Annotated in this window: 15 protein-coding genes; 14 read left to right on the plus strand and 1 reads right to left on the minus strand. The window is 37.1% G+C overall.

Features of this window, described 5'->3' with window-relative positions; genetic code table 11:
• Positions 1-12: 12 nt before the first annotated feature.
• The 8 genes from P2Q73_RS17305 to P2Q73_RS17340 all read left to right on the plus strand — a co-directional run bounded on the left by P2Q73_RS17305 (position 13) and on the right by P2Q73_RS17340 (position 12,811).
• Complete coding sequence (locus P2Q73_RS17305) at positions 13-1,029, plus strand: NAD-dependent epimerase/dehydratase family protein (protein ID WP_056827927.1); 1,017 nt, start codon at positions 13-15, stop codon at positions 1,027-1,029.
• Positions 1,029-2,087 (plus strand): dihydrodipicolinate synthase family protein, encoded by a 1,059-nt coding sequence (locus P2Q73_RS17310; RefSeq protein WP_275789401.1) that lies wholly within the window; start codon positions 1,029-1,031, stop codon positions 2,085-2,087. The genes P2Q73_RS17305 and P2Q73_RS17310 overlap by 1 nt, the downstream gene beginning before the upstream one ends.
• Before the next feature lie 57 nt (positions 2,088-2,144).
• Positions 2,145-3,467 carry a GGDEF domain-containing protein gene (locus P2Q73_RS17315; RefSeq protein WP_275789403.1) on the plus strand — a complete coding sequence of 441 codons (1,323 nt, stop codon included), beginning with the start codon at positions 2,145-2,147 and terminating at the stop codon, positions 3,465-3,467.
• Positions 3,464-4,330 (plus strand): Gfo/Idh/MocA family oxidoreductase, encoded by an 867-nt coding sequence (locus P2Q73_RS17320; RefSeq protein WP_275789405.1) that lies wholly within the window; start codon positions 3,464-3,466, stop codon positions 4,328-4,330. Before P2Q73_RS17315 ends, P2Q73_RS17320 begins: the two co-directional genes overlap by 4 nt.
• Positions 4,331-4,546: 216 nt before the next feature.
• Complete coding sequence (locus tag P2Q73_RS17325) at positions 4,547-5,155, plus strand: NUDIX hydrolase (RefSeq protein ID WP_275789407.1); 609 nt, start codon at positions 4,547-4,549, stop codon at positions 5,153-5,155.
• Positions 5,156-5,313: 158 nt separating this feature from the next.
• A complete protein-coding gene (locus tag P2Q73_RS17330; protein WP_275789409.1) occupies positions 5,314-6,033 on the plus strand; it encodes a 3-ketoacyl-ACP reductase in 720 nt (239 codons plus the stop codon).
• 413 nt (positions 6,034-6,446) lie between these two features.
• Entirely contained in the window at positions 6,447-9,044 is a 2,598-nt protein-coding gene (locus P2Q73_RS17335; protein WP_275789411.1) for a bifunctional 2',3'-cyclic-nucleotide 2'-phosphodiesterase/3'-nucleotidase, read from the plus strand.
• 218 nt (positions 9,045-9,262) lie between these two features.
• Positions 9,263-12,811 (plus strand): hypothetical protein, encoded by a 3,549-nt coding sequence (locus tag P2Q73_RS17340; RefSeq protein WP_275789413.1) that lies wholly within the window; start codon positions 9,263-9,265, stop codon positions 12,809-12,811.
• A 453-nt stretch (positions 12,812-13,264) separates the two neighbouring features.
• Here P2Q73_RS17340 and P2Q73_RS17345 read toward each other — a convergent pair whose 3' ends face one another.
• Complete coding sequence (locus P2Q73_RS17345; protein WP_053590437.1) at positions 13,265-13,675, minus strand: hypothetical protein; 411 nt, start codon at positions 13,673-13,675, stop codon at positions 13,265-13,267.
• Between the two features lie 342 nt (positions 13,676-14,017).
• Here P2Q73_RS17345 and P2Q73_RS17350 point away from each other — a divergent pair, with 342 nt between their 5' ends.
• The 6 genes from P2Q73_RS17350 to P2Q73_RS17375 all read left to right on the plus strand — a co-directional run bounded on the left by P2Q73_RS17350 (position 14,018) and on the right by P2Q73_RS17375 (position 19,478).
• Positions 14,018-14,470: a PTS mannitol transporter subunit IIA gene (locus P2Q73_RS17350; RefSeq protein ID WP_275789416.1), complete on the plus strand. Its 453-nt coding sequence runs from the start codon at positions 14,018-14,020 to the stop codon at positions 14,468-14,470.
• Positions 14,467-14,730 (plus strand): PTS sugar transporter subunit IIB, encoded by a 264-nt coding sequence (locus P2Q73_RS17355; RefSeq protein ID WP_053590435.1) that lies wholly within the window; start codon positions 14,467-14,469, stop codon positions 14,728-14,730. The genes P2Q73_RS17350 and P2Q73_RS17355 overlap by 4 nt, the downstream gene beginning before the upstream one ends.
• Before the next feature lie 21 nt (positions 14,731-14,751).
• Positions 14,752-16,017: a PTS ascorbate transporter subunit IIC gene (locus tag P2Q73_RS17360; RefSeq protein WP_275789418.1), complete on the plus strand. Its 1,266-nt coding sequence runs from the start codon at positions 14,752-14,754 to the stop codon at positions 16,015-16,017.
• A gap of 84 nt (positions 16,018-16,101) precedes the next feature.
• Positions 16,102-16,950, plus strand: a complete 849-nt coding sequence (locus P2Q73_RS17365; RefSeq protein WP_275789420.1) for a transketolase — start codon at positions 16,102-16,104, stop codon at positions 16,948-16,950.
• Between the two features lie 2 nt (positions 16,951-16,952).
• A complete protein-coding gene (locus P2Q73_RS17370) occupies positions 16,953-17,885 on the plus strand; it encodes a transketolase family protein (protein WP_275789422.1) in 933 nt (310 codons plus the stop codon).
• Positions 17,886-18,158: 273 nt separating this feature from the next.
• Positions 18,159-19,478 (plus strand): ABC transporter substrate-binding protein, encoded by a 1,320-nt coding sequence (locus P2Q73_RS17375; protein WP_275789424.1) that lies wholly within the window; start codon positions 18,159-18,161, stop codon positions 19,476-19,478.
• The last annotated feature ends 22 nt before the right edge of the window (positions 19,479-19,500 follow it).

The following is a 19,500-nucleotide window of genomic DNA, read 5'->3' on the forward strand; positions in this document are numbered from 1 at the left end:
GGGGGATACAAGTTGAAAACAGTAGAAGAATTAGAAAATTTAATGACAGAACCATCAGAAGCCTTGATTGAGGATATGGTTAAAATAGAAGGTAATATCATTATTCTAGGTATTGGTGGGAAGATGGGACCAACACTTGCAGTGATGGCAAAAAGAGCAATTGAAAAGGCTGGTATTGATAAAAAAGTAATCGGTGTTTCTCGTTTTTCATCTGGGACATTGAAAGAGGATTTAGAAAGCGCGGGAATCGAGACAATTGCCGCTGATTTACTAAACGAAGAAGAGTTGAAGCGTCTACCTGTAGAGAAGAATGTAATTTATATGGCAGGTAATAAATTCGGGACTACTGGTAATGAGCATTATACATGGGCAATGAACGCTTATTTACCTGGTAGAGTAGCAGAACATTTTAAAGGTTCCAATATTGTTGCGTTTTCAACAGGGAATGTATATCCATTAGTGCCTGTATATTTTGGAGGGTGTGAGGAGCTTCATCCAGTTGCCCCAGTTGGGGAATATGGCCAATCCTCTTTAGGTAGGGAAAGAGTTTTCACTTATTTTTCCCAAAAGGATCAAACACCTCTTACTATTTTTAGATTAAATTATGCGATTGATATGCGGTATGGAGTAATACTTGAAATCGCTAGATCCGTTTATAACGAAAAGCCGCTTGATTTATCGATGGGGCATGTAAATGTTATTTGGCAAGGGGATGCCAATGAATATGCGATTCGCTCGTTATTGTTGGCAAGTACACCTCCAACTATTCTTAATGTAACTGGTCCAGAAACACTTTCCGTTAGATGGCTCGCTAACGAATTTGGTCGCTTGTTTGGTAAAAAGCCAGTCTTTGTTGGAGCAGAGCAAGATAATGCATTGTTAAATAACGCAAGCAAAGCGCATAAATTATTTGGATATCCGCGAGTTTCCATAAGAGAAATGATTGAATGGACAGCTGATTGGGTTGCGAATGATGGAGAGACGATTAATAAACCAACTCACTTCCAAGAGAGGAAGGGGGAGTTTTAATGGCATTAACACCGGAGTTAATTAAGCATTTGCATGATGGAGCATTTATTCCAGCTCATCCTCTAGCCTTGACTAGAGATAAGAAGCTGGATGAGAAGGCGCAGAGAAGATTGACAAGATACTATCTGGAAGCTGGTGTAGGTGGAATTGCTGTAGGTGTTCATACGACTCAATTTGAAATTCGAGATCCTGCTTTTAATTTGTATGAAACGGTTCTTAGAGTTGCGATAGAGGAAGTAGAGAAAGCACAATTACAACGCCCCTTCTTAAAAATTGCAGGTGTTTGTGGAGGTACTGAGCAAGCAATAGAAGAATCAAAAATAGCTAAAGCTCTTGGGTACGATATGGTATTATTAAGTAACGGTGGATTAAATGAATATTCTGAAAAGGAACTTTTGGAAAGAACGAAAGAAGTCGCAAATGAGTTGCCGGTGTTTGGATTCTATCTCCAACCAGCTGTAGGTGGCCGAGTTTTCAGTTATGATTTTTGGGAATCGTTTGCGGAAATACCAAACGTAGTAGGAATTAAGATTGCTCCATTCAATCGTTATCTTACTTTAGATGTATTACGTGCTGTGTGTGCTTCTTCCAGAAGAGATGAAATTGCGCTTTATACAGGAAATGACGATAATATTATTGCGGATTTATTTACGTCGTATGCTTTTGAACTAGAAGGTAAAATAGTAACTAAACAAATTGTTGGTGGACTTTTGGGGCATTGGTCCGTATGGACGCATGAAGCAGTAAAATTGTTTGAACAACAAAAACTTGCTCGTGAAAGTAATCAAGTCGATAAGAAATGGTTTACTATTGCTCAAAATGTAACAGATGCGAACGCTGCATTCTTTGATTCCAAAAATGATTTTAAAGGAAGCATTGCTGGAATCAATGAGGTTCTAAGAAGACAAGGACTTCTACAAGGGAATTGGTGTTTAATGGATCATGAAGTATTAAGTTCTGGACAGTCAGAAGAAATTGACCGTGTCTATGCGACCTATCCCGAGTTAAATGACGATGAATTCGTTCAGTCTTTTCTTAATAGGGAAAGTGAAAATTAAGAAAGAGGAAAAGACACATGATGAGATGTGTCTTTTCACGTTGGAGGCCAGGATGCTATGAAAACAAATATAACGGTTGGGGTAATTGGGCCACTTTGGATTCGCGAAACGCTTATAAGGTGCTTTGATCTCTTTCCTACTATTCAGCCTATTTTTCGATTGTCGGATGTGCTGGAGGAAGCGAAAGATTTCACAATAGAACTTAGAGATAAGGTAGATTGTTTATTTTATTCGGGCAGAATACCGTACCTAGTTGCTAAAGAAGAAGTACCGATGGATATTCCTGCATTTTATATTCCTTTAAAGGGCTCCGGACTCTATCAAGCACTTTATAAATTGAAAGCTAAAAAGAATCTCACTCAAATAAGTTTTGATGGGATTCAAAATGAATATATAGAAATAGTTAAAAATAATTTAGAAGAAACATTTACGCATTGTAATTTTAAAGACATGGTCTCCAATGAAAATGTAGAGGATTTGGTTAATTATCATCTTGAAAACATAGCAAAAAATCCGGATACAGTTGTAATAACAAGTTTGAAAATAGTAAGTGAATCTTTGACAAATAAAAATGTTCTCAACGAATGGTTAAAGCCTTCAGAGGAAGATATTATTGTTGCTATCGAAAGAATGCTTCTAGGAACGAATCAACGAAAACAAAAAGAGATGCAGATTATTATAGGGAGAATCTTTATAGAAAATACCGCTTCTCCCATCAATGATTTTATGACGGAGCATCAGTTACAAAAACGAAACCATGCTATTTATCGTATGCTCCTTCATTTTGCGGAACAAATGAGTGGATACTTAACCGCTCTCAGCAGCAATGAATATTTGTTTGTAACGAATAGAGGAATTTTTGAGCGAATTACAGAAGGATATAAATTTTTGCCTATTGTAGATGAAGTAAAGAAAAAATTAGGTGTTCACTTATCCATTGGGATTGGATTTGGTTTTTCTGCCTTGGAGGCTGGTTCCCACGCAAGAGTAGCGCTTATTCAAGCCCAAGATAGTGGAGGATCTTGCTGCTTTATCGTGAGGGAAGACCGAAGTGTTTTTGGTCCGATCGATTTGATTGCACCATTAAAATATCCATTAGCAATGACAGATCAATTATTAATTAACAAAGCCGAGATTATCGGTATGAGTACAGCAAATATGGAGAAAACAATGGCATTAATAAAACGAAAAAAGAAAAACGAGTTCACAGCTCATGAACTTGCTTCCGTTTTAGGAATTACACCAAGGAGTGCCCACCGAATTATCCAGTCTTGGTTGGATGGCAAATTAATAGAAGTAATAGGTATGGAAAAAATATCAAGAAGAGGACGACCGCGACAAGTATTCTCTCTTCTAAAAAGTGAGGAGAGTACCGTATGAATATCGGTTTAATCGGCTTAGACACTTCTCATAGTGAGATATTTACGAGATTATTGAATGATTCAAGTGACCCTCATCATGTCAAGGGTGCTAGAATAACTCATGCTATTCCTACCTTTTCTAAGGATTTGCCAATAAGTGCGGATAGATTCCCGCAGTATTTTGAATTAGTTACTATGAAGTTTGGAGTAGTACCTGTTGATGATGTTGATGAATTTATGAATTTGGTCGATGCAGTAATTATTGGAACGGTTGATGGTAGAAATCATTTAGATTGGTTGAAGAGAGTTGTAGGTTATGGTAAACCGATTTTTATTGATAAGCCGATTGTGATGAGCAGTACGGAGATGGAGGAAGTGATTAGGCTAAGTAAAGAGTTTAATACACCTGTAATGAGCTCCTCTTCTTTAAGATTCTCAGAATCAGTTATGGCAGCGGCGTCTAATAAAGATCTTCTTAGCGGTTATTTCTTTGGGCCGACTCCATTGCAAGAGCAAATGCCTGGCTATTTATGGTATGGAATTCATTTAGTCGAAATGGTTGTCACCCTTTTTGGATCAGCAGTGGATCATATGGAACTGAAGGTTCTGCCAGATTGTGAGCAATTACATTTAACTTTTTCAAGTGGCAATCACGTGATTATCCGTGGGGAAAACGCTTGGCATAATAGATTTGGAGCGGTACTTCATTCAAAAGAACACGTGCATACACTGAAACTTTGGGAAGAAGAAAAACCTTACTATGCAGGATTGCTTGAGCATGTCGTAAAATTTTTTGATACAGGGGTTACACCAGTTTCATTAGAAGAAACAGCAGAGATTATTCATATAATAGAAAGAATCAATCAACTAAAAGAAAAATAGGTAGATGCAAGCTTAAGGAAGTCTCTTCTAAGAGGCTTTTTTTGTGTTGTCGCTTTGAGTAGGTGGTTTATCGTGTTCAAGGCAAGGTTTGTCTCGTTGAACCATTTTCTGGCATTATGTAAGACAAAATATGAGTAGAATCCTTTTCTGATTTCGGCAATAGTTTTTTCATGGTACGATGGAAATATATGAAGTTAAGCAGTAAGGGGGAATTTCATGTTTCTCGATAAGATGAAGAATGTACTGAAAGATCAACCTTTATTTATTGGTGAGGAGACAGCGATGCGGTTTGCAGTTTTGATTCCGCTTGTTCAAATAGATGACGAATGGCATGTACTTTTTGAAGTGCGTTCGATGACGATGAGAAGTCAACCAGGGGATATTAGTTTTCCAGGGGGACGAATAGACCCATCAGATGCATCTCCATTAGAGGCAGCAGTCAGAGAAACACATGAAGAGTTAGGTGTCGATCCAGTATTCATCCATGTTCTTGGACAATTGAGTGTCTATATTCCAACCTCCTCGTTTATCGTCTATCCATTTGTAGCAACTATTGATCAACAAAAATATTCTCTTAACAAACAAGAAGTAGAGGAAACTTTCACGATACCAGTCAAATGGCTTTTAAACCATGAGCCTTACGTTCATTATGTACCCGTGCAGCCTATGCCACCAACTGATTTTCCTTATGATAAGATTGCTAATGGCAATCAGTATCAATGGAGAGCGAGAAAAATAGAGGAATGGTTTTATGACTATGAGCATTATACAATTTGGGGTTTAACCGCTAGGATTTTAAAGCATTTTATTGAAACGATTAAATAGAAATATACTTCACCTATTCAGTTACTTCTGCTGAATGCTAAATTGTCTGTCAGTTGCAAAGATACTTATCTTAAAGTCGGATTTGTTTCATCTGCCCCCATTTTTAGATATACTGACTTTGAGTTTCGAAGTATTTACAGTCAATGGGAGGGAACATGATGGGCGAAACATTATCAGGTAAAAAAGCCATAATTACCGGTGCGGGTAGAGGAATTGGACGTGCAATAGCTCTTGCACTAGCTGCCGAAGGAGTCAATGTGGGTCTTCTTGCACAATCGGAAGCAACATTGCAGGACGTTGCGAAGGAAGTAGAAGCACTCGGTGTGAAAGCAACGATTGCAACAGCAGATGTGTCATCAAATGATGAAGTGACCCAGGCGATCGAGTCATTGACAAGTGAATTGGGTCAGGTGGACATATTAATCAATAACGCAGGAATCGCGAAGTTTGGCAATTTCCTGGACTTGGAAGTTTCGGAATGGGAAAAAATCATTCAAGTAAACTTAATGGGTGTGTATTATGTGACACGTGCTGTTCTACCAGGAATGATTGAGCAGAAATCAGGCGATATCATTAATATCTCCTCTTCGGCTGGACAAAAGGGAGCACCCTTGACAAGTGCATACAGCGCTTCAAAATTCGGAGTGTTTGGGATAACAGAGTCCTTAGCGATGGAAGTACGTAAGCATAATATTCGTGTGACAGCTTTAGCACCAAGTACTGTCGCAACAGATTTGGCTCTTGAAAATAAATTAACCGACGGCAATCCAGATAAAGTGATGCAACCGGAAGATATTGCAGAATTTATTGTTGCACAGTTGAAACTGAACAAACGTATCTTCATTAAAGAAGCTGGCCTTTGGTCAACGAATCCATAAATCCGATTTGAATAGAATAATAAACAATCATGATAGCATTTAGAGTAACTAAGTAAAAATCTCTATTCGGCAGATCTGGACTTCCGTTTGTTAGAAACTATCTAACAACAACTGGAAGTCCAGTTTTTTAATATAACGGGTTACTTAGTCGAGTTCTACGATAAACTATTTCATTCGCATAAAAGTTTGTCTAGTAATAGTCATTTAAAGGAATAAAGGAATAATATCTAAAATCCATATAATGTAAAATTTGTGGATAAAAATAACAAGGGATATTTTAACTATTTACATAAAATTAATAATATTTCGATTGTCGTAGATATTGATTTAGATTATCTTTAAATAGGGGTCTTATTATTCTGAAAATAGAGTAATAAGGTGAGAATTGTACAACCAAAAACAGGAGGCGAATTATGAAGAAAAATACGATTAAAAAGTCTGTAGTGGCTGCGGCACTTGCGACGTCTTTGTTGGCTTCTACGAATGTAGGATTTGCTAATAGCTCGATGCAAGGTTTAGCGGATCAGGCGAAAAAAGAAATGAAAGCAGCTACTCATGGTTATGTAGTGTCTGCACAAAAGGGTAAATTAGCTACTAGTAAGGATTTATATCCTTCGCTAAACAAGGCGAAAGCAAATTACGAAAAAGCGAAAAATGCCATTTTTAATTCTAAAGAAAAAAATAAAGCTGCTTTGTTAGTAGATTTGAACAAACAATATAATGATAGTATTGCAAAAGGTCTTATTCCTTATATTGATGCTTATAATTATGCGGACAAGTATTTGAATCCAATTATGGCAGATATCAAGAAGGCAGAGGCTGAAAAAGACTGGGCAAAAGTAGAGAAATTATATCATCAACTTTCTTATCAATTAAAAGGTCGTACGGCTATTCTTTATAGAATTACAGGTAAAGCAGCAAGAGATTTATTGTTAGAGCATTACAAAAAACCAGCGGACCTAAAGCGTGACCAGTTACGAGTACCTGTCACTATTTATATGAAGGTAGTTCAAGCGGAAAATTTATTAGCAGCTGGTAAAAAAGAAGAAGCAGTAAAAGTTTTAGAAACAATGAAGCCATTGCTTGATAAATTACCTTCTACTAGCACCCTGCCAATGGTGAAAGATTTACTTGAAAGAGTAGAGGCAGTATTGAAAGCAGCTGGTATAGATTCAACTCCAACTGGTGACACAGTTTCTTTACGTATTTTAGGTACATCTGATATTCATACAAATATCGTGAACTATGATTATTACAAAGATACAGTTTCTAATAGCCTTGGACTTGCTAAAACAGCTACATTAATCAAAAATGCACGTACGGAAAACAGCAATACTCTATTGTTTGATAACGGAGATGCAATCCAAGGTACTCCACTTGGTTCTTACAAGCAAGCGGTAGACAAGCTCGTTGATGGTGAAGAGCATCCATCTGTAACGGCGATGGAATTACTGAAATATGATGGCGCAACGTTTGGGAATCATGAATTCAACTATGGACTTGATTATTTAGATGAAGTTACAGATGATGCAAACTTCCCTTATGTTAATGCAAATATCCGCAATGCTGCTACAAAAAAATTAGCTTATACACCATATGTATTAATTGACAAAGAAGTAGTTGATGCAAAAGGTAAAAAATCAACGATTAAAGTAGGGGTTACTGGTATCGTACCTCCGCAAATCTTGAAATGGGATAAATCTCATTTAGAAGGAAAATTAACGGTCGACGATTCTGTTCAAGCTGTAGAAGCGATCGTTCCTGAAATGCAAAAAGCTGGAGCAGACGTAATCGTTGTTCTATCTCACTCTGGTCTTGGTGATACGAAGCATGAAGTTGGAGAAGAGGACGTTACGTATTTATTGACAAAGGTTAAAGGTGTAAATGCGATTATTACTGGACATGCTCATCAAGTATTCCCTGGTAAAGTGGACGCTTCTTTAACAAATGTTGATGTAGCGAAAGGAACGATCAATGGAGTACCAGTTGTAATGCCAGGTAAATTCGGCAGTCATTTAGGTGTAATTGATTTAACACTTGAGAAAAAAGGAAACAAGTGGTCAGTAGCGACTTCTAAAGCAGAAGTTCGTACAATTGCGAAGGATGCTACAGACGTGGATCAAACCGTTGTAAATGCAGTGAAAGAAGCACACGAAGGTACAATCAACTATGTTCGTAAAGCCGTTGGAACAACAACAGCAGACATTCATAGCTACTTCTCACAAGTGCAAGATGATCCATCCATCCAAATCGTAACAAACGCTCAAACAGTTTATGTGAAATCAAAACTGAAAGGTACAGCAAATGAAAACCTTCCGGTGCTTTCTGCTGGTGCACCATTTAAAGCTGGAACTAGAAGTGATCCTGAATACTACACATTCGTTCCAAAAGGCGAACTGGCAATTAAAAACGTAGCGGATCTATACCTATATGACAATACACTTGCGACTGTTAAAGTAACAGGAGCAGACGTAAAAGAATGGTTGGAAATGTCAGCAGGTCAATTCAATCAAATTGATGCAGCAAAAACAGGTGAGCAACAGCTAATCAACGCTGATTTCCGTTCATACAACTATGACGTAATTGACGGCGTAACTTATGAAATAGACGTTACACAACCTGCAAAATACGATGCAGATGGTAACCTGAAAAATGAAAGTGCATCTCGTATTAAAAACTTACAATACAATGGCAAACCAATTGATTTAAAACAAGAATTCATCGTTGCAACAAACAACTACCGTGCAAACGGAACATTCCCAGGAGTGCGCAATGCAACAGCTATCGAAATATATCCAGATGAAAACCGTCAAGCAATCATCGATTACATTCTAGCAGAGAAAACAATCGATCCAACTGCGGACGGCAACTGGCAATTCGCTACATTACCTGCTAATGCGAACGTAGTATTTGAATCATCGAAACAAGCTGAGAAAGTAATCCCTGCAGATGGTAATATAAAATACATTGGTGAAGGCACCGATGGATTTGGGAAGTATTCAATTAAATAAATGTTAGTTAAGTTCAGAAATCCTCCTACTGTCATTACGGACAGAGGGGGATTTTTGAGTACTTATAACTATTACGTGGTATCTAAAATTTATATTTTAAGGAAAAATAATGGAAAAAGTAGATAAATATAATAAAAAAGTTGTAGAAAAATGAGTTAGATAGTAAAATTTAATAGTTATAAAGTTTTAGTGAATAGTTACTATTAAGGAGATGAGAAATGGAAAGTAAATTTTTAAAACAAACCACGGCATTAATATTGTTAACTTCTTCTATATTATCTTTTTCAACGGTTGCTTATGGGGAAACTAATTTACAGCAAACGATTGATGAGGTGAAATTAGAAATGAAGCGAGCACCTCTGTATTACGTAGATCCGGCACTTGACGGAGTAATTCAACCAAGCTCCACGCTTTATTCAGTTCTAAATAGCATAAAAAGTAATTATCAAAATGTAAGAAAAGATATACAAAAATCTAAGCTTTCGGAAAGAGAAAAGAAACTTAAAATGAAAGAATTGGATGCCTTGTATGATGAAAAGATTAACAAGGGGATTGTTCCTTATATTGATGCTTATAATTATGCAGTGAAATATTTAGACCCACTATTAAAAGACATTATTGTCTCTCAAGAAAAAAATGACTTACAAGCAGTAGAGCAGGCATACCACAAACTTTCTATTCAATTAAAATCTCGAACTTCTATCCTGTATCGTTTTACAGGTAAAGCTCCACGTGATTTATTGTTAGCAAAATACAAAATACCAGCAGATGACAAACGAAATGAATTGATTATTCCAGTAACTATATATATGAAAGTAGTAGAAGCAGAGAAATTATACAAATTAGGAAAAAAAGAAGAAGCACAAAAAATACTAGATAATATTCAGCCTTTAGTTGCTACCCTTAATAATCAAGCGTCTAGTGAATTCACTAAAGCCCTATTAAAAGAAACAGAGAGAGTAGAATTAGTTGTTTTAGTTCCAACTGTACCGACGCCAACTCCAGTACCACCAACTAATGGAGGAAGTGAATCGTCAGGAGAAACTTCTAGTGAACGAGCATTACGCATTGCAAAGACAAATGCAATTTCAACACTAACGAATTATAAAACAGCATCAGATTATAGTGCAGCTAATTGGATAAAAATTTTAGATTTAAAGTCAGTTGGTAATGGTGCAATTAACTCAGCAGCTACAACCACAAAAGTAACTCAAGTGTTGACAGATGCTAAAAGTAATATTGATTTAGTTGCTACGAAAGTACAGGAAGAAACAGCTCAATCAGTAATTGATTTAATTAATTCTGCAAGTACCCAACAACAAATAGAAGAAGCTCGAAATGCATATATTCAATTGTCTTCAATTGTTAAATCATTGGTGACGAACGAGGATGACTTACAAGTTAAAGAGCAAAATCTTGTTAATAATATTGCAACTGCTACCAAAGTAACTACAAAATATGAATCCGCTCATATTGGAAACTTAGTTGAAGTTGATTCAGTTCCAGTAGGGTTTACAGTATCTTTCGAATCGAGTGGGGATGAATCCATCATTTCTAATTCCGAAGGTAAAATAGTTTCAACAGGTACAGTAAATATTGTATTCAACATTATTCATACATTTTCTGGAAAATCACAAATCACAAGTCCAATTTCGATAACTATCACACCTAGCGATACAACTTCTTTACTTACAGGAATCAATGAAGCAAATAACCTTCATTCTAACGCAGTAGAAGGAACTGAAGTTGGTGAATATGCAGTAGGATCAAAAATATTATTAAAAGATGCTATTGATGGAGCAGAACAAATATTAAATGATGCTGCGAAAAAGACTCAAGCAGAAATAGACAATGCTACATCAGAATTATTAAAAGAAATAACAATATTTAAGGAAAAAGTAATTAAAGCAGGTAACGGAGCAGCTTTAGACGCTAAAATTAAAGAAGCGGAAAAAGCTTTGGGAGATCATGTGGAAGGAACAGGAGTAGGTAATGTTCCCAAAGCAGAGCGTGATAAATTAGTACAAGCAACTCTAACTGCTGAAGTAATATACTCAAGTGCAACAACCAAAACTCAATTACAATTAGACACTGCAACAACGACTTTAGATGATGCGATCATAACATTTAACAAAACAGTGATTAAAGCTGGAGATCCAGCAGTATTAAAAGCAAAAATTGAATTAGCAGAGCAAACTTTGGATAATCATGGAGAAGGAATAGGTGTGGGTCAGGCATCGAAAGAGATCCGTGATGCATTACAAGAAGCCATAACTGTTGCAAATGCTGTTTTTGTTGATGCGGAGAACAAAACACAAGTGCAATTCGATAACGCAACAACAACTTTAGAGCTAGCGATAGCACAATTTGAGGTTCATGTAATTGGTGTAGGAGATTCGAAAACATTAGGCGAAAAAATTACAGAAGCTGAACAAGCTTTATCAACTCATGTAGAAGGAACAAATGTTGGAAATGCAACAATAGCCGATCGTGATAAATTAGCTGAATCTATAGCTACTGCTAATGCTGTTTACGTTGATGCTGCAAACAAAAGTCAAATAGAATTGGACAATGCAAATACAATATTAAATAATGCTATTACAACTTTTAAAGATGCAATTATTAAAGCCGGAGATCCAACAGCATTGAGTTCGGAAATTACAGAAGCAACAAACCTCCATACGAATGCGGAAGAAGGAATAAATGTTGGTCAATATGTGCCAAATTCAAAAGCTACTTTTAAAATCGTAATAGACGAAGCCAAAGTAGTATTAAATGCTGCTGCAACCAAAACAACAGAACAATTAGCGGCAGCAAAGGAAGCTTTAGACCAAGCTGTAGCTGAATTTGAAAATCGTAAAGTTGTTGCATTAACAGGACTAAAAGATGTAACGATAACAGGCACTGCAAATGACACTAGTAATACAGTTTCACTTAGTGAAGGAGAAACACTGGTTTTGAATTCAAGCAATACTTCTATTGCTACAGTCTCAGAAGAACCTTCTGGAACGATTAAAGTAACAGGTGTTACAGCTGGTGCTCCGATTTCAATTACAGTTCAAGTTATAAAAGATGGAAACGTAATTAAAACAGGGACATTTACTGTAAGTGTATTTTCAGAAGGTATTACAAGTAAAGCGATTTCCAATCTAGATTTTTCAACACTATATGCTACTCAAGCGAAGCTCGTAAGCAAACCAGTAACTATAGGTGATTTCACTGGAAATCGAAAAGAATTTACTATTGTTATAGGTCAAGAGCGTATTCCAATCTATATTGATTGGAAGCTTTCCGCAGATTTTCCAAAAGGCGCATCAATGGGAAGTGTGGTAGAAAGTCATATTCAAGATTACTTCTATAAAAAGTATGGAATAAATGGTTTTTCAATTCGTACTATAGCTGCTTTTGGAAGTTCTGATACATTCCAAATAAGTACATTTCAAACAGGTGCTAGCTCATCCTATACATTAGAAGGTTTAAATTGGAATGACTTCTTTGAACAGTCAGTTGCACAAGGGACAGATGAGGATAAATCTAAAAATCGTACATTTACAATTAGTGATGGAACAAATATAGCAACGATTCAACTTACAACTAAATTCTCGACCATTGATACACTAATCAATCAGATGAACACACGTCTGAAAAATGCTAATGTAAAAGTACAAGCAGAAAAAGTCAATGAATCACAATTTAAGTTAACATTAACATCTTCAACTGGAGAGTTAATAGTAGACGGTATAAATAAGGCAGATTTTTTTGAATAAGCATTAAAGGTGTTATAGCTATATTACAAGTGCCTGGCACCCGTAATATAAAATTTTATGAAGTAAGAAAGTAGTCAAGGTTATGAACTTGGCTACTTTTTTAGCGTTTCAACGAAAAAATATCATCTTTGATGTGAGGACACTCTACTTATTATTTATGAGTTGTACCTTTAAACTCATAATGATTCTCCAGTTTAGTATTACAAGTGCCTGGCACCTGAAACATAACATAGCACCTGAAACATAATATTTAGAATTTGTTATTTTTCGATGTGGATACATTCTTCTTATGTACAATTAGATAGAATCGGATGGTTAATTGGAATAAACGGACGGTTCATCGCAATTACTGGATGGTTTAATCAGAAAATCGGATGGCTAACCTGAATAACTGCTACTTTTTCTGTTCTCCAAAACAAAAAAGCCCTCTGCCTAAGCAAAGGACTCTCTCAATTAGGATTTCTGCGTAGTACCTTCTAATTGCGTATGATTTTCCTGTTTAGCGGGTGAATCATTATTATCCCCAGGCAATGACTCTTCTGTTTCAGGTAACTTTTTCTTGTGTGATTTAGGGTATGCTTTTTTCGATTCTGATTTAGAGTTGTTGTCTTGTACGTTTTCATTGAAGTATTGAACGCTTGTCATAGCACCTTCTTCAACCATTCGATTGTCATCTGGATCCTGTGGGTCGGAGAAGCCTGTTTTCGTTGCTAAGTTTGGTTTAAATTTTTGAGAATCTATATAGGATTTTGCTTTAGTCTTTGTGTTTTTCATTTTTGTTTTCGAACTCTCTTTATTTATATACATAAGCGCAAAGGCAGTTATTCCACCCAATAGAAAAGCACGTTTACTTCCTCTTTCCATTTCCAACACTCCCTTTTTTGGTTTTCTATTATAATACCCACTTTTCATTTAAAGAAAACCGCATCACCATAAAAGTTATTTTATAATATTGGTTTTCTGAGTTTTCGATGAGATTGTACAGCTTGTTTGAGACTTTAATGGACATTAAGTAATAGTCCTTTCCTCTTAACTATATCATCCATAATACGGAAAATAGCATATAAGAAGTGAGCATTTTTTCTTTTTCAGTGCTATTCAATGTGCTCATTATTGAAGATAGCTAAACATACAATATGAGAAAAAAGAACTTAGCTGAAAACAGTAATGAAAGCGTATACAATCATTTGTCGAAGGAGAATGAAAATGAATCGAAGAATAATAGAAGAAAGTTCAATACAACTAAACGTCTCGGCGAAAAACTGGGAAGAAGCAGTGAGGATTTGTGGGGAAGTGCTTGTGGATAACGGAAAAGTAGAAATGACTTATGTCGATGCAATGATAAATAATATTAAAGAGTATGGTCCCTATATATTAATAGCGCCTGGTGTTGCATTACCTCATGCGCGTCCAGAAGATGGTGTTAGAGAAGAAGGAATTTGTATTGTTCACTTACAAGATGAAGTAGCTTTTGAGCCTGGAAAAGAGTTTAAGGTATTAATTGGTCTAGCCGCTAGAGATAAAGAATCCCATCTAAATATTTTAAGGAAAATTGCGGAGGTGATTTCAGAAGAAAAAACGATAGAGCAACTAAAAAATGCAACAGGGCTACAGGAGGTTCTGACATTATTTAATGGAAAGGAGGAGCTGGAGCGATGAAAATATTAACTGTATGCGGAATGGGATTCGGATCAAGTATGATGTTGAAAATGACCATTGAAAAAATTCTAAAGGAAAAAGGTATTACAGCAGATGTAGAAACAGCCGACTTTACTACTGCATCTAGTACCTATGCAGACATCATTTTTACAAATGAAGAATTTGCCAGACAGCTGAATGATGGGAAAGTCAAAGTCGTTAGTATTAAAAACATTGCCGATGCCAATGAAGTGAGAGCTGGATTGGAGTCTGTGTTATAAAACAAATGAGAGGATGGAAGTATGGCTTTCTTTGAGTTCTTAATGAATGAGATTTTAAGCATTCCTGCGGTATTAGTTGGTTTGATTGTTTTCATTGGTCTTGTTTCTCAACGAGCTGCTTCTACAAAAGTTATGTCTGGTACTCTAAAAAGCATTATTGGCTTCCTTATTTTAGGAGCAGGTGCAGGGGTAATTGTAGGTTCTCTCGATTCGTTAGGAGGGATTATTAAAGAAGCCTTCGATATTCAGGGAGTAATCCCGAATAACGAAGCAGTTGTTGCTTTGGCACAGCAATTGTTTGGAGCGGAAACAGCACTCATTATGGGTTTTGGATTCATTGCTAATATTTTATTTGCTCGTTTTACTCCATGGAAATATATCTTTTTAACCGGTCATCACACATTCTTTATGGCGGCCTTATTATCTGCAGTTTTAGGAACAGCAGGACTAAACGGTGTAGCATTAGTTATTGTCGGTTCCTTGCTATTAGGATTTTTCATGGTCTTGATGCCAGCACTAGGGCAACCATTTATGAAGCAAGTGACAGGTAGTGACGACATTGCAATTGGACACTTCGGTACGTTTGGATATATTTCTGCTGCTCTAATTGGAAAGTGGTTTGGAAATAAAGAAAAGTCCACGGAAGATATCAAAATCTCCGAGAAATGGTCATTCTTAAAAGATTCATTAATTTCCACTGCTTTAACAATGGTAGCGATTTTTATTATTTTAGCTGTATTAGCTGGTTCGGATGTAGTGTCTAATTTCGCTGGTGATCAAAACTACATTATGTTCAGTATCATGCAAGGTATTACGTTTGCGGCTGGTTTAAGTATTATCTTACTCGGTGTACGTATGATTCTAAATGAAATCGTTCCTGCATTCAAAGGAATTGCAGATAAGATTGTTCCTGGTGCAAAACCAGCTCTTGATGTGCCGATTGTCTTTCCATATGCACCAACTGCGGTAATGATTGGTTTCCTTTTCAGTTTTGCTGGTGGGCTTATTAGTATGGCAGTTTTAGGCGTATTGTCCTTGCCACTTATTATTCCGGGCCTTGTGCCTCACTTCTTCACTGGAGCAGGTGCTGGAGTATTTGGTAATGCGACGGGTGGTCGAGTTGGAGCTGCTGCTGGAGGTTTCGTTAATGGGGTCTTGATCAGTTTCTTACCAGCCTTCTTATTACCAGTATTGGGTGACCTTGGTTTTGCGAATACAACATTCGGTGATGCGGACTTTGGTGTAATTGGTATTATCATAGGATTCATTGCAAGTCTATTTAGCTAAAATACTTTTGGTAGCCTTCTTTTTATCTAATGAGAGGGCTACTTTTATCTTAATGAATACATAACTCCGGAAGGGGAAAATGAATTGAATAAATCTATCCAAACGGTCGATGAATTAGAAAGAACGGCAAATGAACTGAGAAAAAGAATTTTATTTACGGCTCATTATAAAAAACAGGGACATGTAGGTGGGTCTCTATCATGTGCTGATATTTTAACAGTTTTGTTTTTTAATCAGTTAGCTATTGACCCATCGAATCCTAAATGGGAGGATCGAGATCGATTTGTGTTATCAAAAGGGCACACCGCACTTGGTCTTTACGGAATACTTTCGCTTAGAGGCTATATTCCAGAAGAGGAATTAAAAACTTTCGATCAATATGAATCTCGACTGCAAGCTCATCCGGATATGACTCGATTAGATGCGCTTGATATGTCTACTGGTTCACTAGGTCAAGGATTATCAACCGCAGTAGGAATGGCATTAGGCGCTAAAAGATTAAAAAAAGATTTTCATGTCTATTGTTTAATCGGTGATGGTGAGTCCCAAGAAGGCCAAATTTGGGAAGCGGCCAATATTGCTGAAAAGTACAACTTAGATAACCTTATTGTCGTGTTGGATCAAAACGGGCTTCAACAATATGGGTGGAAAAATGAAACGGATCGTAAGCCTCCTGAACAAAAGGCAAAAAGAAAATTTGATAGTTTTGGATTTGAAACATGGGAAGTAGACGGACATTCTATAGCGGATTTAGTGCAAGTTTTGACGGTTGCTAAGAAGAGCTCGAATGGACTCCCTAAAGCAATTATCGCAAATACGGTAAAAGGCAAAGGAGTCAGTTTCATGGAACATAATTATCAGTGGCACTCAAAAGCACCAAATGATGAGGAGTACCGAATGGCTTTAACCGAACTAGAGGGAGGATTCGACTAAGCATGTTATTAAGTGTAAGAGATCAATTTGGAAAGCACTTGGCTAAATTAGCGAACGAAGACTCAAAAGTTCTAGCATTAGATGGAGACCTTGGAAACTCTACTCGTCTTGATACAGTAGAAAAAGAAACAAAGGATTCTTTTCTACAGATGGGGATTGCAGAGCAAAATATGGTAGGGGTTGCGGCAGGGTTAGCATCCGTTGGACTTCAGCCATGGGTTTGCAGCTTTGCCACTTTTCTAACAAAAAGAGCATTCGATCAAATTGTGGTCAGTGTTGCTCAAACAAATTTTGATGTGAAATTAGTAGGAAGTTATAGTGGACTACTGACAAGCAACACAGGCAAAACACATCATGCTTTAGATGATCTAGCAATGATGTCAACAATCCCGAACATGACGGTCCTGGCTCCTGGCGACGCCAATGAAACAGTTGCTGCAATGAATGCCATGTATCAAACAAAAAGGCCAATCTACTTAAGATTAACACGAGATGAAACGATACCTGCTTTTTTAGCCGATTTGGATTTTGAGATTGGAAAGGGTAAAACACTTAGAGAAGGTACGGACATCTTAGTTGTAAGTACAGGGAGTATGACCTATCGAGTGTCTGAAGCGATTGAAAAAATCGATGGCGTTTCTATTGCGCATCAACATTTTCCAACGATAAAGCCGTTTGACAAAGAACTGTTATTGAAAGGTGCAAAAGCCGTGCACCTTGTCGTAACGGTGGAAGAACACTATATACGTGGGGGGTTAGGTAGCATTGTTTCGGAAATTTTATCAGAACACCTACCTAAAAAAGTCTACAGAATCGGAGTTTCCGATGCGTTCTCTGGTTGTGGGACAGATGATGAGTTATTAGAAGTGCATGGACTTTCTAGTGAAAAAATAAAAGAACAAATTATCAAAAAGTGGAACGAGGGATTCAAATGAATTCAAGAAATATATCGTTCCTATCAAAGAAGAAATACACTCATATCTAGCAACTTAATTGCATACGATTCACTTACGGTATTCCCGTTAGATTAAAACAAAACTAAGAGAAATTCTAACAGAATAAGGATTTTTTCTTCCCGTTCCGACATGTCGGAACGGTTTTTTCTTTGATTTCAAAGATTTTAGCGAAATAAAGTTTATATTCAGATAAAAGTGGGAAAAGGGGGTGTGTATTTCTATTTTTCTATTATTCTAGAGGAGGAGAATGGGTTGTTTAAAAAGAGAATATTGTTTTCCCTTGTTGTTATGATGCTGATGCTCTCGGGTTGTGCTGGCTTCCAGGTTGGGGGCGATAATGAAACAACTGTTGAGGCGGATGCAGAAGGAAAGGTAGTTGTCGATTTCTGGAGTTTTTGGGGATCGGAAATTAGACGGCCGGTAATCGAAAAGATTATAGAGGACTTCAATAAATCGCAGGATGAAATTGTTGTTAAACATACTTTTATCCCTTGGGGAGATATTTGGACGAAAGAGCTTGCGGCTATTGCAGCGGGAGATCCGCCAGATGTAGTCATTAATGATATTAATGCGACTGCACTCCGCGGAGAGAAAAAGCAGGCGATGAATTTATCGAAGTTCTTGGAGAAAGATGATATTTCGAAGCGTTTCTATCCGGAACTTTGGGATGCAACTTTATATGAAGGGGATTCATATGGAATTCCGTTTAATACAGATACACGTATTCTTTATTACAACAAAGCTGCCTTCAAAGAAGTAGGGCTTGACCCAGAAAAGCCACCAACTACTTGGGAAGAGCTTGAAGAGTATGCAGCTAAATTGGATAAGAAGAACGGCAATACATATGACCGTTTAGGTTTCTATCCGCTATTCGGTATCAATTACGACGTATGGATGTTGAACGCTTCTGGCAAGAACTTTGTCGATGCTGAAGGAAATGTCGAAGTCGATTCAGATGTAAATCGAGAGACATTAAATTGGTTATTAAATTGGAAGGAACGTTATGGCGATAACGTGGTCAATTCCTATAAATCACAAATTGACAGCCAACAGTCAAATCCATTTTTTACAGAGAAATTGGGTATGTTTATCAACACGCCAACATTCTATACACAAATTAGAGACTATGCACCTGAACTTGATTTTGGTGTAGCGATGTTGCCGGAACGTGAACCAGGTAACGGCCATACAAGCTGGGGCGGAGGCTTTGTAGCAGAAATTCCTGAAGGTTCAAGCCACCCAGAAGAAGCTTGGGAATTCATCAAATACTTGACTGACAAGGAAGCGCAAGAATACTGGGCAGTTAAAAACTATGACAATGTAGCAAATGTAGAAGCAGCCGAAGCAGCAGCAAAGAGCTCCGAAATGCCGGAGAAAGACCAAGTTGTTTATCAAATGGCAGTTGATAACATGGAACATACATTATTGACCCCAACGCCTCTTCACGCACCAGACTTCCCAACCCTTATCAATCCAGAGATTGATAATGTAATGCTAGGGAATAAGACTCCTGAACAAGCATTGAAGGATGCACAAGCAGCTGTCGAACAATTAGTGCAAGAAAACAAATAAAGATAGATAAAAGGGGAGCAGA

This window comes from Bacillus sp. Cr_A10 (assembly GCF_029222665.1).
Classification (GTDB): Bacteria; Bacillota; Bacilli; order Bacillales_A; family Planococcaceae; genus Psychrobacillus.

What these genes read in the sequence shown, in the direction of transcription:
- P2Q73_RS17310 (WP_275789401.1), top strand. Translation starts at nt 1,029, where the DNA reads ATGGCATTAACACCGGAGTTAATTAAGCATTTGCATGATGGAGCATTT.
- P2Q73_RS17315 (WP_275789403.1), top strand. Translation starts at nt 2,145, where the DNA reads ATGAAAACAAATATAACGGTTGGGGTAATTGGGCCACTTTGGATTCGC.
- P2Q73_RS17320 (WP_275789405.1), top strand. Translation starts at nt 3,464, where the DNA reads ATGAATATCGGTTTAATCGGCTTAGACACTTCTCATAGTGAGATATTT.
- P2Q73_RS17325 (WP_275789407.1), top strand. Translation starts at nt 4,547, where the DNA reads ATGTTTCTCGATAAGATGAAGAATGTACTGAAAGATCAACCTTTATTT.
- P2Q73_RS17330 (WP_275789409.1), top strand. Translation starts at nt 5,314, where the DNA reads ATGGGCGAAACATTATCAGGTAAAAAAGCCATAATTACCGGTGCGGGT.
- P2Q73_RS17335 (WP_275789411.1), top strand. Translation starts at nt 6,447, where the DNA reads ATGAAGAAAAATACGATTAAAAAGTCTGTAGTGGCTGCGGCACTTGCG.
- P2Q73_RS17340 (WP_275789413.1), top strand. Translation starts at nt 9,263, where the DNA reads ATGGAAAGTAAATTTTTAAAACAAACCACGGCATTAATATTGTTAACT.
- P2Q73_RS17345 (WP_053590437.1), bottom strand. Translation starts at nt 13,675, where the DNA reads ATGGAAAGAGGAAGTAAACGTGCTTTTCTATTGGGTGGAATAACTGCC.
- P2Q73_RS17350 (WP_275789416.1), top strand. Translation starts at nt 14,018, where the DNA reads ATGAATCGAAGAATAATAGAAGAAAGTTCAATACAACTAAACGTCTCG.
- P2Q73_RS17355 (WP_053590435.1), top strand. Translation starts at nt 14,467, where the DNA reads ATGAAAATATTAACTGTATGCGGAATGGGATTCGGATCAAGTATGATG.
- P2Q73_RS17360 (WP_275789418.1), top strand. Translation starts at nt 14,752, where the DNA reads ATGGCTTTCTTTGAGTTCTTAATGAATGAGATTTTAAGCATTCCTGCG.
- P2Q73_RS17370 (WP_275789422.1), top strand. Translation starts at nt 16,953, where the DNA reads ATGTTATTAAGTGTAAGAGATCAATTTGGAAAGCACTTGGCTAAATTA.